The sequence below is a fragment of the Flavimaricola marinus genome (genome assembly GCF_900184895.1).
Lineage (GTDB): Bacteria > Pseudomonadota > Alphaproteobacteria > Rhodobacterales > Rhodobacteraceae > Flavimaricola > Flavimaricola marinus.
This window is the reverse complement of the sequence record NZ_FXZK01000008.1, coordinates 13,897-28,423: the sequence shown is the minus strand read 5'-3', so window position 1 is coordinate 28,423 and position 14,527 is coordinate 13,897. Positions and strand designations below refer to the sequence as shown.

Genomic DNA, 14,527 nt, shown 5'->3' with positions numbered 1-14,527 from the left:
CTCTTGGGCCGGTCCGGGACTGGTGGATCGCGGTTTACAAATTTGTAAACCAGATTGGACCGATCAGGGTGCGGTGCCAAGGGCGCGGACCGGCCCTGCGACGGGGATGTCCAGCCGGTCGAAGGCGGCGGTCAGAGTGGCGGCGGTCCGGGTCCGCCATCGGTCGAAGGCGGCCCCGTCAAAGCGCACGTGGCTCAGGGCGTCGGCCAGGGTGCCTGCCCCCAGAACGGCCTCGGCGTCCAGTTGCGGCAGGTGCATGGTTTGGGCCAGTTCGCTCGTTCGGCTGTCATGGGCGATCAGCACGCCCGGTGTGCCGGCGGCAAGGGCGGCCATGGTGCCGTGCGCCCGACTGCCCAGCACCACGTCGAGCGGGCCCATCTCGGCGATCCAGTCGGCGGCCGAGGTGTAGAACCGCCCGTGTCTGCGCAAGTGGTTCCAGACCGCGTGGGGATTGCCTGCCGCGTCGCTGCGGGCCTCGGGATCGAGCACCCATGCGATCGAGGCCCGGTCGTCCTCGCTGATCCGGTGCCATTGACCGGAGGTGGCCTGCATCGCGGCCAGCCCGCCCGACTGCTGCACATAAAGCCCGTCATGGTCCTGCGCCCAGCCAAAGAGCCTGCGCTCCAGCTTGCGGCGGGGCGTGTCGAGAGCGATTTCGAAGGGGGCGGCGGCGGTCACCGCGATCCGTGGCGAGGGCATCTGCCGGGCCGCCTGCAGCCGGGCGGCGAGACTGCGCCCGAGGCCGGGATCGGGGTTGAGCAGGGCCGATGGGCAGCCCAGCACCTCGACCCTGTCCAATCCGAGCCCGGCACAGACCTCTTGCGAGAAGGCCCCCCTGACAGAGACGAACACGGCCCGATCGCGCAAGATATCGACCATCCGCAGCACGCTGGGTGCGGATTTCAGGGCGGTGATCGTCTGGCCCGGCGTCGCCCCTGCCGTGGCCTGAGCGCCAAGGCCCAGCACGACGAGGGGCAGATCCGCGCCGGCCAGATAGTCGTTGAGCCCGGACCAGTCGACCCCGGTGCGCAGATGGTTGGCCGCGGGAAAGATCAGAGCCTGCGCCCCCTCCAGACCGCGTGGGTCGGTATAGGATATGTCGGACAGGCCGATATGACGGCCCGGCGCATCGATGATCCGGCTGGCGGCGTATTGGAACATCAGGTTGCCGCTGTTGGCCCCCAATACCGAGAGCAGCACCTCCGGCGGGAACCGCTGTGGCCTGCGGACCCGTCCGCTGGTGCCCAGAAAGGCAAAATGTGCAGGCACGTGCCCTCCCGGTGCTTTGGTCGCTGTGGCATTGGTATCGGGTTTTGCGGCCCGGTTTCAATCGCGCCCGGTTCCTGAGCAAAACGCCGATGAGTTTGCCCTGAGACCGGGAACGGGCAGCCGGACCGGGCCGGCAGGGCGGCGGCCCGGGTTGCCGGTTGTGTCATGGGGCCGGGTCAGGCAAAATTCGACCTTCCGGCGTTGGTTGCGTTTGCCCAGCAATAGGGGGATAGACGCTATGCGCCAAGAAGACAGGGTCTGCCGATGAATATTTCTGCCCATTCCGGTCGTTCGAGCCCGTCAGCTACCAATCCGCGCAACGTGTGGTCGAAACTGTTACGGGTCCTTGCGCTTGTCGAAGACGGTCAGGCCGAAGCGGCGGCCGCCGCGCTCGAGGCCGTGAAATATGACCCCAACTGCACGTCCGAAATTCTGGCGGTTTATGCCCGGCAGGTGGCCCGTGCCGCAGAGCAGAGCCCGTTCCGGCCGCGGATCGACATCCCGGCTCAGTATCTGGGCCGCACCGACGGGCTCTTGCGTCCGCCGTTGCGGCGGCTGGATCCGCAGGCCGAGTATCCCTCGCCCTACCCTTGGGGGATGGGGTTGCCTGCCTTTCCCGGGGCGCAGAACGATTCGGGCTTCATTCTGGACGCGGCGACCACCCTGGCCCCGTATGTGCAGGGGGCGATCGGTCAGGTCCATGTGCTCTATAGCGTCGAACCGGGGCAGAATGCAGGTCAGAGTGCTGCTGTGATCGCAGATCTCGCGGCGGATCTGGCGGCGCAGGATTTCGCGGGCGAGATCGGTCTGACGGTGTTCGGCGCCGAGGGGCGGGCCCTGCCCGAGGGCATCGCAACCTGTGCGCAGAGCCTGATGTCCGAGCCGGGGCAGGCCCGGCTGACCGGAATCGCCGAGGACGCCGATCTGCTGGTGTTTCTGTCCGGGCAGGTCCGGCTGGACAAAGCGGCCCTGGCCCGAGCGGCCCATCTGGCGGCAGTCTCTGACGCGGTCGTGCAGACGATCGTGCCCGATGCGCCCAAGGCCGCCTTTGAAACCCCCTTTACCCTCGGTCCGTTGCGCAAGGCCCATAACGCCCGCTATCCGTTTCGCGCGGTCGCCGGACTGAACATGGCTCTGACGCCGGCTTTGCTGGCGCGGACCGGCGTGCCGGACGCCCGGTTCGAAGCGCCACTGATGGCGGGCCGCGAACTGGCCTTTCGGGCCCATAACCTCGGCGCCTATTTCGTCCCGTTGGCCGTGCCGGTGCTGGTGACCGACGATGCGTCGTCCGACGCCGACAGCAGGCTCTATACCCAGCTTTGCCCCAACCACTGGGATCGCAAGAAGGACGGCCGCTTCGAAGTGCCGAAGGTCAGCGTCTATATCCCCGCCTACAACGCCGGCAAATATATCGAACGCGCCATCGACAGCATTCTGGCCCAGGACGTCACCGATCTGGAGATTTGCATCAGCGATGACGGATCGCGCGACAACACCCGCGAGATCCTGAGCAAGACCTATGGGAGCGAACCAAGGGTTCGTTATCAGGCCAACCCCAATGGCGGCATCGGCTTTGCCTCGAACAACGCGATCCGGATGTCGCGGGGGATCTATATCGGCCAGCTCGACAGTGACGACGCCCTGAAACCGGGGGCGGTCCGCCGCCTGATGGAGCATCTCGACGAGCATCCCGACGTGGCCTGCGCCTACGGGTCCTGCGAGCGGGTCGATGCCGCGGGCAATTATCTTCAGAACGAATACGCCTGGCCGGTGTTCAGCCGCGAAAAGATGATGATCACCTCGATCGCGCATCATTTCCGGATGTTCCGCCGCGCCGCATGGGAGCGCACCACCGGGTTCCGCGAGGATATCGTCAACGCGGTGGATTACGATATCTTCCTCAAGCTCAGCGAGGTCGGCCGTTTCCACCATGTCGAGGAAATCCTCTATCAGCGCCGCTGGCACGGCGAGAACACCTCCAGCGTCAACGAGGTGTATCAGACATCGAACACCTACCGGGTCCAGCGCGAGGCTCTGGCCCGTCAGGGGCTTGGCCGGTATTGGGACGTGCATATCCCCGATCCGAAACAGCCCCGCCGGGTGACCTACCGGCGCAAGGACGACACTCGGATCGTGCTGTTCTGGCCCGATTACTCGCGCTCGAACCCCTATCAGAAGCTGCTCTATCAAACGCAGGATCCCGACCTCGAGATCGTGGCTGGCGATATCGATGCGGCTCTGCGCATGCTTGAATTGGTGGACAATGCAGGGGACGTGACCTTCCACCTGCACTGGCTGAACTTCGTGCTGCTACGGGTCACCGACCGCACCGAGGCGGTCATGCGCGTCGAAGAGTTCTATGACAAGCTGCACCGCTTCGTGGCGGCAGGCGGTCATCTGATCTGGACGGTGCACAACACCGTCAGCCACGACGCGACCTTTGCCGATCTGGAGGCGGACCTGTCCAAGCGGATCGTCGCCCTGGCAGAGACGGTCCATATCCATTCCGAGGGGGCGGTGGAGGAAGTGCGCGAGAGCTTCAGCATCCCGCCAGAGAAGGTCCGGGTGTCGCGCCACGGCCATTACATCGGGGCCTATCCCGATTTCGTCAGCCGCGAGGCGGCGCGTGATCTGCTGGGACTGTCCGCCGAGGCGGATGTGGTTCTGTTTACCGGCCAGATCCGACCCTACAAGGGGGCCGAGGCCCTGATCGGGGTGTTCCGCACCCTGTTGGCGTCGCGGCCCAACGCGGTGCTGCTGCTGGCCGGGGTGATGCAGTTCGATCTGCTGGCCGAGATCAGCCCGGCGCTGTCGCAAGCCGAACGGGCCCGCATTCGCACCACCGACCGGTTCCTCGACGATATGGAGATGCAGCTGTTCTTCCGCGCGGCGGATATTGCGGTCTATCCATATCAGAAGATTCTGACCTCGGGGTCGCTGATGCTGGCGCTCAGCTATGGGGTGCCGGCGGTGATCCCCCGGGTGGCGATGACCGCCGAAGTGCTGGACGGCCATGAGGCGGGCATGCTCTATGACCCGAGCGCCGGTGTGGAGGCTCTCGATGCGGCTGTGCGCAGCCTGCTCGAGGCCAAGGACGAGGGTCGTTTGGAGACGATTGCACAAAATGCCCGCGCCCGCGCCGAGGCGCTGGATTGGCCCGACGCGGCGGAGCTTCTGGCACCCGTCGCGGCCAATCGGCCCGAGAAACGAGTTTAAGAACGGAACTGAGCCCATGGCTATTATCTCTCACCCGAACCGGTTCATCTATTTTCTGAACCCGCGCACCGCGAGCACGGCCACCGGCCAGGCCCTGACCGAGGCGCTGCCCTGTGTCTATGTCCCCGAGGCCGATATCATGGACGACAAGGGCAAGATCGTCGTGCAGCGAAAGCACACGACACCGCGTCAGTTGCGCGAGTACGGACTGGTCGAGCCCGAGGTTCTGGAGACGTTCTTCAAATTCGTCACGGTGCGTAACCCCTACGATTCCATCGTCTCGGCATGGGCCAAGAAGGTGAAGGACTATGCCCACCTGCTCGACAAGCCGGACAGCTGGGTGAACAAGATCCCCGGCTATGCCGACGGGTTGCGCCGCGCCTCTGGCATGACCTTTGCCGAATGGGTCGTCGAGGAATACGCCGAGCATCTGAAAAAGGGCCGCAAGGCGCGCATGAACGGCAACTTCATCGACGAGGTCGATCACATCCTGCGCTACGAGACGCTGGCCGAGGATTTTGCCGCGATCACCGATCGTCTTGGCCTGCCTGCCGATTTCGTGCTGCCGCAGGTCAATGTCACCAAAGGCCGCGATACCGCCGATTACCGCAGCTATTACGACGATGCCGCCCGCGAGGTGATCTCGACGGTGTTCCGCGACGAGATAGAGCGTCTGGGCTATTCGTTCTGACGCCACCCGCAACGGCGTGCCGGGGCTGCCTGCCATGCCCCGCGCCTTGGTTGCCCATGTCGCTCGAACCCGCAGTTGTGCGACAACCTGCGCGCGCCGCGGGCGGACGAGGCCGGCCTCTTTGGCGCCCGGTTTCCCGTGGCGCCGGCCGGCTATCCGATGCTGGTGAACCTGTCCTAGTCGGACGCGCCTTTAGCCGTCCACCGCCGCCCGCAGGATCGCCAGCCCCTCCGCCAAGAGGGCCTCTGCCGCCGCGGCGCTGTCTGCCTCGCCGTAGAACCGCAGTTCGGGTGCATTGCCCGAGGGACGCAGGTGCACGATCCGCCCGTCGGTCATGGTGATCCGCAGCCCGTCGGTCTGGTCGATGCGGGCTTCGCTGCCCTCGAAGGAGGCCAGAAAACGGGCCCGTTCTTCGGCGCTGGAACTCAGCGACGCAACCAGCGCCAGAGACCGCTCCGTCGGCACCTCCTGCAGCCGGTCGGCGGCGGTAAAGCGCGGGGGCTGTGCGGCCACCAGCGCCGCCAGCCCACCGGCCCCGCGGGCCTGCACCAGCGGTGCGATCAGCGGCAGCAGCGCGTCGCGCGTCATCAGCGGCGGCAACGGCCCGGCAGGCCCCTGCGCCTCAAAGCCCAGAAGGAACCCGCCGTTGGCCTCGTAGCCCACGACCTTGCCGCCGGCCTGCTCCATCCCCGCAATCACGAAAGGCGAGCCGATCCTGGTGCGGATCACCCGTCCGAAGGCGCCCCCCGCCTCGGCCCCGGTGTTGGACGAGACCGGCGTCACCGCCACCTCGGCCCCGAGCATCGCCCCGGTGATCTGGCCCAGCACGTCGCCCACGATCACCCGGCCCGTCTCGTCGGTCATCAGCGGCCGGTCGCCATCGCCGTCGGTTGAGGCGATCGCATCCAGCGGATGCTCTGCCGCCCAAGCGGCCAGTTGGGCGCGGGTCTCGGCATCGACGGCCTCGGTGTCCACCGGGATGAACCGGTCCGCCCGGCCCAGTTCCAGCGTCTTGGCCCCCAGCGCCTGAAACGCCTCGATCAGCACATCGCGGCCAACGGCGGAATGGCTATAGACCCCGATGGTCAGCCCGGCCAGCGCCTCGGGCCCGAAGGCCGTGACATAGCGGGCGATATAGGCGGCGTTGGCACCGGTGTTGCTGGCCGGGGCGGGGCCTGCCGTCGCCGCGCCAGAGGAGGTGCCCAATGTCGCGAGGATCGCGGCCTCGTGCTCTTTGGTGATCTCACCCTCGGGGGTGTAGAACTTGAGCCCGTTGCGATCGTCGGGGATGTGGCTGCCGGTGATCATCACGGCGGCGGCGCCCGCCTGCATCGACGCCATCGCCAGCGCCGGCGTCGGCACTGCCCCGCAATCGGTGACGGCCAGCCCGGCCGCCTGGCCCGTACGTGCCACCACGTCTGCCAGCATGGGGGACGAGCTGCGCAAATCCTGTCCGATGAACAGACCCGTGCCCGTGGGGCAGGCGCTGATGAAGGCGGCCACGTGATCCGCGACCAAGGTCTCTGTCAGCTCTGTCACAAGGCCGCGCAGGCCGCTGGTGCCGAATTTGGGGGGCATGGGGTGTCCTCGTATGCTGCGTTGGTGCCCGTTCTAGGCCGCGGCCTGCGGTCCCGCAACCAATGCCTGCACGGTTTAATAAATAGCGCGGCAACCTCCCCCCTCGTGCCGCAATTGTGCTCCGCCCGTCGCCACCCCCCGAGCCCAGTCTTGGCGCGTTACATCCTGCCAAGCGTACGGTCCGGGGGGGCCGACTGCCCATGCCAGCACTACAATTTGTTACCTATGAGACGAGCGCGTCGGATCTGGAGATATCCCAGATCACCGAACTTGAGATCATCGACAATGGATCGGGGCCGGTGCTCTATGCGACGACCCGTTATGACGGGGCGATCAGCGCCTGGGATATCGACGGTCAGACCCTGACAGTGACCGATACCTCCAATCACCGGCGCAACGATGCGGCAGGGGCCGAGGCGGATCTGACATGGATCGAAACCTCGGATAACATAGCCCTGCTGACCGGCGGTGGCAGCGGTACGCGGAGCCTGCATACGATCAGCCTCATATCGCTCCATCGCGGCGTCTATGTCCCCTTCTCTGATTTCCTTTGAGACACGTTGCTCTTCTCTTCTAAGCTTTTCGCAAGCTGCCGCCGGGCGGCTCCAACCTCAAGGCATTCCAGTGCTGTTGGATCGTTCAACGCAGAGTCTGGCGTCGAGGCAGACCCGAAGATATTGATCACCGCTCGACGCTCGGAAGCCGTCATCCCATTGACAACCATTGGCCCAAGTCGCGGCGACTCTGACAGGCAGTCGTCGGCTGTGACAACCTCGTGCCGGTCACAGGCGAAATTAATCCATGTGATTTTGGATATACCCTTCATATACTAGATTCCGGGTAGCGATGTCAGCGATTTCGCAGGCGCGAAAGCTTCGCTCTCAAAGCTATCTTGCAACTCGCGATTTCCGCCCACCAATATCCTATGCTGTGGCGAGACAATCAGATCCTGAATCGGGAGGTTTTGTTCTAAGGCACCGGCCTTGATCGGAACAGGCTTTTCGCCCGCTTATGCCACTTCGCAACAGTCTTCGGGCTGATGCCCAGTTCCCGGCTTAACTGCGAGGGCGAAGCTTGCCATCGTTGTATTGCAGCCCTGACGGCGAACGTGGTCATGGCGCACCCGTGACGAGCTTGGCCCATGTTGCTACCTTCCATCCCTGAGAAAGGATCGCACTATCAAACCGTGGGATCAAACACAGTTGCTAGGCCAGACTTGCACCCTTTCTTTGGGTCCGATTTTCACCCTCTGGGCATGGCCCTCATTGTTCAGGCTCGACCACCCCAACGGCGCTGCACCCACCAGAAGGCCCGGCGCAGCCCCCGGAAGGGCGCGGTGATCCGCCACGAATTCGAGGCGCGCAGAGCCGCCACCTCCTGGCGCAGGGTCTGAGCGTCTTGGGTCAGGGCCACGATCCGGGCGTCGCTATCGCGCAGTTTGCCTGCCAGCGTTGCGATCTGGGTGGTCTGCTCTTCCAGCCGTCCGGCCAGCCCGTCCAGCGCAGTGTTCTGCCGCATCACCTGCAGCCGCAGGGCGGCATTTGCCCGATGCGCCGGCTGGGTCTCGTCGTCCGTGGCGGGTGCTGAGACGGCTTGTGCAAGGTCAGGCATGGGCCGTGCGGTCCTTCTGTCCGGTGGCCGTCGGCACTCCGCCGCCGTCAGCCTGTGTCTTATGAGAATCTCTAGCGCACTCTGACACCGAGTACATCTTTAAGGTGGTCCGCTTTTGTCCCATAAAGGCTCCAACAGTTCACCAGTCCTTTAAAAGTCACAAGGCGTCAAAAACGATGATTACCCCAATTCTTCTCTGTGGTGGCTCTGGCACCCGTTTGTGGCCGTTGTCACGCAAGAGCTACCCCAAGCAATTCGCCAAGCTGATGGGCGAAGAGAGCCTGTTTCAGGCCTCGAGCCTGCGCCTGTCGGGAGAAGGCTTCGGGGCACCGGTGATCCTGACGGGTGAGCCGTTCCGCTTTATCGTGACCGAGCAGCTGGCCGCTGTCGAACAGGCCCCCGCAGGTATTCTGATCGAGCCTGAGGGGCGCAACACCGCCCCCGCGGTGCTGGCCGCCGCCCTCTGGCTGGAGCGTCAGGATCCACAGGCGCTGATGCTGGTGGCGCCCTCCGATCACGTGATCCCCGATGCGGCCGCGTTCCGCGCCGCCGTGCAGGCCGCCGTGCCGCGGGCGCAAGCCGGCGATCTGGTGACATTCGGCATCACCCCCGACCGCCCCGAGACGGGCTATGGCTATCTGGAGCTGGCCAAGGGGGCCGATGCCGGGGCGGCCACGCCGCAGCCGCTGGCCCGCTTCGTGGAGAAGCCCGACGCCGCCCGCGCCACCGAGATGCTGGCCGCGGGCAATTTCCTGTGGAACGCAGGTATCTTCCTGTTCAGTGCCGCGAGCATCGTCGCCGCCTACAAGGCCCATGCCCCGGAATTGATGGCCGGCGTCACCGCGGCCCTCGACGGGGCGAAATCCGATCTGGGCTTTACCCGTCTGGCCGCCGAGCCCTGGGGCGCGCTGGAGGATATCTCGATCGACTATGCGATCATGGAGAAGGCCGAGAACCTTGCCGTGATGCCCTATACCGCCGGCTGGTCCGATCTGGGCGGCTGGGACGCGGTCTGGCGCGAAAGCGGGCCGGACTCGGATGGCAATGTCTGTTCCGATCATGCCACGGCGATTGGCTGTGCGGACACGTTGCTGCGCTCGGAAACCCCGGGCCAGGAAGTCGTCGGCATCGGGCTGGAGGACATGATGGTCGTGGCGATGTCGGATGCGGTGCTGGTCGCCCCGAAATCCGAAGCCCAGCGGGTCAAGGAGGCGGTCGCCGCCCTCAAGGCCAAGGGCGCGTCTCAGGCGGTGCAGCTGCCCCGCGACTACCGGCCATGGGGCTGGTACGAGAGCCTGATCATCGGCGGCCGGTTTCAGGTCAAGCGGATCGTGGTGCATCCCGGTGCCGCGCTGAGCCTGCAAAGCCACCATCACCGCTCCGAGCACTGGATCGTGGTCGAAGGCACCGCCCGTGTCACCGTGGACGAGGACGTCCGCCTGCTGAGCGAAAACCAGTCGGTCTATATCCCGCTGGGCGCCGTGCACCGGATGGAGAACCCCGGCAAGGTGCCGATGGTGCTGATCGAGGTGCAGACCGGCAGCTACCTCGGCGAGGACGACATCATCCGCTACGAGGATGTCTACGCAAGGGAGTAGGCCCTAGGGCTTTCTGAAGCTCAGAACGCGGCGCAGCCCCCGCAAGGGCTGCGTCACCCGCCAGGATGTCGATCGCTCGATCCGGGTCAGTTCGTCCCGCAATGCCTCTGCATCCTTGTGGTAAAGCTCGACCATGGCCCGCAGCTGCTTGACCTGCTCTTCGGCCAGATTGTGCCGGGCGCGGGCGTCGCGCAGTGCTGTTTCGGCCTGCGGCGTATCGGGTGCAGATGCTGTGCCGGGGGAGGACGTGCGCTCTGCCATCGCGGCTATGGCATCGGTGGACAGGCTGTCGGCGAGCCCGCCCAGTTCGGCCAGAAACCGCAGGGTTTCGGCATTGCGCAGCACATGCATGGCGGCAGCGGCCAGCGGCGCCAGATCCGGGCCGTCGGCCTCCGGGGTGCCGGAGGCAAGCTGTGCAGCCACGCTGTAGCGGCACTTGCCCGATAGTGTCCTCGCGACGACCAGATGCCGCCGCAGCGTGCTGTTCCAGTCTGCCAGAGCGGTGTCGGCGGATCGACCTTCGCGCAGGGCGTCGGACAGCCAGACGCAGGGATCGACATAGCTCAGAACAAAGGCGCCGGGGTCGCGTCCCGCGGTCTCCGGCTGGCCGGTGACGTCGGACAGGCTGACCGGCTGATATTCGGCGTCCGGGGTGGGGCGCCAGTAGAACCGTGTCACGGCCGGCCTGCCGATGGCCGGTTCCGATTGCGTCGGTCCGGCGTCGGTAACCGGTCGGTCCGGACGGTCGGCATCAGCGGCCGGCGCGGCCTGTGTCCGGGCCACGGCCGGAGCGGCGATGGCGCTGCGGAAGGCCTTGGCCAGCCGGGTGTTCAGACCGGTCAATTCGAACTGCGACAGCGCGACCGCACGCGCGGCGGCGCCTTTCGTCCGGCGGTGTTCGGGATCGGCCAGCCGGGCGATGGCACTGGCCAGCGCGTCGGCGCTTTCGGTATCGACCAGATCCGCGACACCCAGGTCCGCGAGCCTGTCGATCGTGGCCAGCCCGCGTGGTCCATGCGCCAGCACGGCGGCTCCGGAGGCGAGACATTCCGGCAGCTTGTTGGCCATCGAATACTGCACGTAGCGCTGTGAACCGGCATCGAAGTTGTAGGCGATCAGAACCACGTCCGCCTCACACAGCCAGCGGATATAATCCTCTTGCGACCGCTCTTCCGTGTTCAGGCTCGTGCTGTGCAGGCCGTCGAACAGGTGCCCGCTGACCTTGGCCCAATGTTCGCGGGTGCTGATCTCGAGGCGCACGTCCTGACCGGCCTTGGCGCGGGCCTCGACCGTCCGGGCGATCCGTTGCAGGCTGGCGGCGTTCATGTCGGGGGCGATGCCACCGGCATAGCGGATCACGATGCCCCGACCATGGTGCTGCCGGGGCGCTGTCCAGTGGCTTGCGTCGATCCCGTTGGCGAAGGCCTCGAAGGGCAGCCCATAACGCTCGGCAAAGGCGCTGCTCATCGCATCCGAAATCGTCAGGCGCAGCCCGGACCGGGCAAACAGCCCCCGCAGTTCGGCGTCGACGGTGGCGAAACGGGCGGGATCGTCGGCTTCGAGCCGGGCGGGCCAGTCATCCATGATCCAGGTGACGAGCGTCGTATCGGGCCGGGCGCTGATCTCCGCCATCGCCATGTCGTGCAGGGCCGGTCTGTCGGCGAGCGGGCGGTAGAGGATCACCTCGGGGTCGAAAGCGGCGATCGAGGCGCGCACGTCCTGCGCGTTCATCATGCGGCTGCCGTAATCGCCCTCCGGCGTCCGGCGCACGAAGGACAACTGGTTGGGCTTGGGGCTGGCGATCTGCATCAGCTTGTGGCGGGGCCAGTCGCGCAGCAGGTTGGCCTTGACCTCGCCGGTGGCTGTCTTGTCGCCCATCGCAGTCATGTCGAGCACCAGAAGCCGCGGGTGGCTGTCCTCGCCGGTCTGGCCGAGGGGCCGGGTGCGCGGGCTGGGGCCGGGGTCTTGGTGCGCCCCGAACAGGCTGGCATAGTCGCGCCGCTCGAACACCTCGAGTTGGCCGCCGACAGTGGCGTTGTAGATGGTCTGCCCGGTGCCTTCGAGCGTCGCCCGGGCGACCTTGTAGGCCTCGACCATCTGATTGACCTGCGGGTCGTGCCAGCGAAACCCCTTGCCGAAATAGTCGGGATCGAAGTGGTTCGGATCGTCGGATTTCATGTCGAGCACGCCGGTATCGTAATCCGATCCCTGCTCCACATCCGCCGGGATGTCGTAGCTCGCATCGACGCCGATCAGATAGATCTCTTCAAATCCCAGCCATGTGGCCAGCTGCATCATCGAGAAGGTCACGGTGCAGCCGGTATAGGTGATCACATCGGCGGCGCGGGAAAAGTCGAAGCTGTGCGGATAGCTGACCCGGGGCTGGTGATTGTAGAAGATCGTGTCCGGTCCGGGCGGGAACATATAGCCCAGATAGGCGGGAAAGAATTTGATCGGCCCGGAAAACGCGTTGATCCACTCGGCCCGATCCTCGGCCACCAGATGATCCTCGACACAGTAGAAGGTGGGCTTCCAGTCCAGCTCCTTGGCCTTGAGAAAGAACCCGTTGACCGCGAAGGTGACCTCGTCCTTGAGCAGGGTCAGGTCGGTCTCGTTCAGGCTGGGCCCGTTGCCGATCAGAAAGCACCGCTTGGTGTCCTTGAACTGCTCGCGCAGGGCACGCATCCGGGGTCGGTATTTCGCCTCCAGATCGACATCGTAGATCTGTTTGACATGGGCCATTCCGCGGACCTTGTCAGCCAGCGGCACCTTGTCTGTCGGCAGATAGATCGGGGAGCGGGTCGGCACCTGTCTGACCAGTGCCTGAAACTGCTCTTCGAGCGCCGCATCATTGAGGCCAGTGGCTGACACGGGGGGTATTGCCGTCATTCTTAAGGGTCCAGACTTGGGGTCGCCGGGGCTGATCGGCGTCGGGGCCGATGGCCCCGACAGGGGATGCATGAGGCGGCCGGACGGAGTCTCAGGCCGGGGTCATAGCATCAAAGAAACCGGCCATGTGGTCAAGCGCGGTGTGGCTGGCCCGGATCACCGCATCGACGCTGTTCGATCCGTTGTGGCTGCCGAAGATGCACCGCTCCATGTCGCGCAGCGGGCTGTTCATCGGCAGCGGCTCGACCTCGAACACATCGAGTGCTGCGGAATGCACCTTGCCGGACTGCAGGGCGGCGATCAGGGCGGCCTCGTCGATCAGCGGGCCGCGGGCCACGTTGACGATCCGCACCCCGTCCATGCAGCGCGCCAGCACATCGGCGTTCAGCATGTGGGTGTTGTGGGCATTGAGCGCGCAGGTGAAGACCAGAAAATCCATCTCCTCGACCCGCTCGGGCCACGCCGCGCGGCTCAGGCCCGCGATACCCGCATCGCCCTCGACCCCCGGATCATAGGCGGTGACGTTCAACCCCAGCGCCTGCAGCCGGGTCACGACATTGCGACCGATATCGCCCAGCCCGATGACCCCGGCTTTCCGACCGGGCAGCGAGATGCCAGCCGGTTTTGGCCACTGGCCGGCCCGCACGCCGCGGTCGATCAGCATCAGCTGACGCGCAAGGGCGATGACATAGGCGGTGCCGACATCGGCCACTTCGGAGCCGAACATCTGCGGGGTGTTGGTGATCGGGATGCCCAGATCCTTGCAGGCCGCGAAATCGACGTTGTCGACTCCGATCCCCCATTTGACTGCCGCCCGAAGCCGGCCCGAAAGCCCCGCCTCGAACACCTGCCGGGTGGCCGGGTCGTCGCCGATGATCCAGCCGTCATAATCGGGCAGCAGGGCCATCAGCTCCTCTTCGGAGAGGATTTGCGTGGTCTCGGCCCGGTGCAGACGGATCCCCTTTTCTGCGGCCAATTCGACGAAGCGGTCGAATTGCAGGAGCATCGGCGGGCAGGTGACGATCACATCGCGGATATTCTGGCTCATGCGGCGGACTCGCGGCTGCGGCGGATCATCATGGCCGCGACGCTTTCGGCCATGTCCCAATCGGTGGGCGTGTCGATGTCGACGCTTTCGAGTTGCGGCGTTTCGAACATCATCGGCTTGCGGCCGATCCGGGCATTGGTGGCGGCAAAGCTATCGCGCGAGAACAGGTAGAGGTTCGAGTTTTCCTCGTACCACGGCTCCAGATCCTGGGTCTGGATCAGGTTGTCGGGATCGTGGTTCACCGGGCTGCCATCGGCGCGGTAGAACCGGGTCTGAAACTTGTTCACGGTGAACAGGCTGTCGGCCACGCCGGTGCGCACCGCTTCGCCGTATTGGGCCAGCGCGGTCTGGATGGTGTTTGCGGACAACATCGGGTTGGTGGTGTGGGTCATCGCATAGGTGGCTGCGGGGATGGCCGCGATATCATCGGCGAGGATCAGGTTCATCGACACGGTATCGCCGCACAGCTCGGGCTTGCGGTCGCGGATGACCACCCGGTTGCCTTCGACCAGCCCATTCTGCGCCAGGATGTGCCGGGCATCGGTGTTGATCACCACCTCGTCGATTTCTTCGACGGCGAGCAGGCTGTCGAGGATCCACCGAAACAGCGGCTTGCCGTGCAGCATG

The 14,527-nt window shown here is 65.4% G+C and carries 11 protein-coding genes and 1 pseudogene; 4 read left to right on the top strand and 8 right to left on the bottom strand.

What is annotated here, in order from left to right:
- Positions 1-63: 63 nt before the first annotated feature.
- Entirely contained in the window at positions 64-1,269 is a 1,206-nt protein-coding gene (locus LOM8899_RS16860) for a polysaccharide pyruvyl transferase family protein (protein WP_093993425.1), read from the bottom strand.
- Positions 1,270-1,533: 264 nt separating this feature from the next.
- Here LOM8899_RS16860 and LOM8899_RS16855 point away from each other — a divergent pair, with 264 nt between their 5' ends.
- Positions 1,534-4,485, top strand: a complete 2,952-nt coding sequence (locus tag LOM8899_RS16855; RefSeq protein WP_093993424.1) for a glycosyltransferase — start codon at positions 1,534-1,536, stop codon at positions 4,483-4,485.
- A gap of 16 nt (positions 4,486-4,501) precedes the next feature.
- Positions 4,502-5,176 (top strand): sulfotransferase family 2 domain-containing protein, encoded by a 675-nt coding sequence (locus tag LOM8899_RS16850; RefSeq protein WP_168770577.1) that lies wholly within the window; start codon positions 4,502-4,504, stop codon positions 5,174-5,176.
- Positions 5,177-5,368: 192 nt separating this feature from the next.
- Here LOM8899_RS16850 and LOM8899_RS16845 read toward each other — a convergent pair whose 3' ends face one another.
- Complete coding sequence (locus tag LOM8899_RS16845) at positions 5,369-6,754, bottom strand: phosphomannomutase (protein ID WP_093993422.1); 1,386 nt, start codon at positions 6,752-6,754, stop codon at positions 5,369-5,371.
- A gap of 200 nt (positions 6,755-6,954) precedes the next feature.
- Here LOM8899_RS16845 and LOM8899_RS16840 point away from each other — a divergent pair, with 200 nt between their 5' ends.
- On the top strand, positions 6,955-7,308 hold the full coding sequence (locus LOM8899_RS16840) for a hypothetical protein (protein ID WP_093993421.1): 354 nt from the start codon (positions 6,955-6,957) through the stop codon (positions 7,306-7,308).
- Positions 7,309-7,583: 275 nt separating this feature from the next.
- On the opposite strand, the gene LOM8899_RS16835 is transcribed toward LOM8899_RS16840, so the two are convergent.
- From LOM8899_RS16835 to LOM8899_RS16825, 3 genes and pseudogenes are all read right to left on the bottom strand, one after another.
- The gene (locus LOM8899_RS16835; protein ID WP_093993420.1) at positions 7,584-7,742 is read right to left on the bottom strand and encodes a Hint domain-containing protein; all 159 of its coding nucleotides are present in this window, start codon (positions 7,740-7,742) and stop codon (positions 7,584-7,586) included.
- Between the two features lie 14 nt (positions 7,743-7,756).
- A pseudogene (locus LOM8899_RS16830) lies at positions 7,757-7,897 on the bottom strand (helix-turn-helix domain-containing protein); the annotation flags it as partial.
- A gap of 126 nt (positions 7,898-8,023) precedes the next feature.
- Positions 8,024-8,365 carry a hypothetical protein gene (locus tag LOM8899_RS16825; RefSeq protein ID WP_093993418.1) on the bottom strand — a complete coding sequence of 114 codons (342 nt, stop codon included), beginning with the start codon at positions 8,363-8,365 and terminating at the stop codon, positions 8,024-8,026.
- Positions 8,366-8,541: 176 nt separating this feature from the next.
- Here LOM8899_RS16825 and LOM8899_RS16820 point away from each other — a divergent pair, with 176 nt between their 5' ends.
- On the top strand, positions 8,542-9,963 hold the full coding sequence (locus tag LOM8899_RS16820; protein WP_093993417.1) for a mannose-1-phosphate guanylyltransferase/mannose-6-phosphate isomerase: 1,422 nt from the start codon (positions 8,542-8,544) through the stop codon (positions 9,961-9,963).
- A gap of 3 nt (positions 9,964-9,966) precedes the next feature.
- Here the strand turns inward: LOM8899_RS16820 and LOM8899_RS16815 are convergent, their stop codons facing one another.
- The 3 genes from LOM8899_RS16815 to LOM8899_RS16805 all read right to left on the bottom strand — a co-directional run bounded on the left by LOM8899_RS16815 (position 9,967) and on the right by LOM8899_RS16805 (position 14,526).
- Complete coding sequence (locus LOM8899_RS16815) at positions 9,967-12,852, bottom strand: 6-hydroxymethylpterin diphosphokinase MptE-like protein (protein ID WP_168770576.1); 2,886 nt, start codon at positions 12,850-12,852, stop codon at positions 9,967-9,969.
- Positions 12,853-12,943: 91 nt separating this feature from the next.
- Positions 12,944-13,900 (bottom strand): phosphoglycerate dehydrogenase, encoded by a 957-nt coding sequence (locus LOM8899_RS16810; RefSeq protein WP_211096218.1) that lies wholly within the window; start codon positions 13,898-13,900, stop codon positions 12,944-12,946.
- Positions 13,897-14,526 (bottom strand): acylneuraminate cytidylyltransferase family protein, encoded by a 630-nt coding sequence (locus LOM8899_RS16805; protein WP_245820584.1) that lies wholly within the window; start codon positions 14,524-14,526, stop codon positions 13,897-13,899. The genes LOM8899_RS16810 and LOM8899_RS16805 overlap by 4 nt, the downstream gene beginning before the upstream one ends.
- Position 14,527 lies beyond the last annotated feature (1 nt).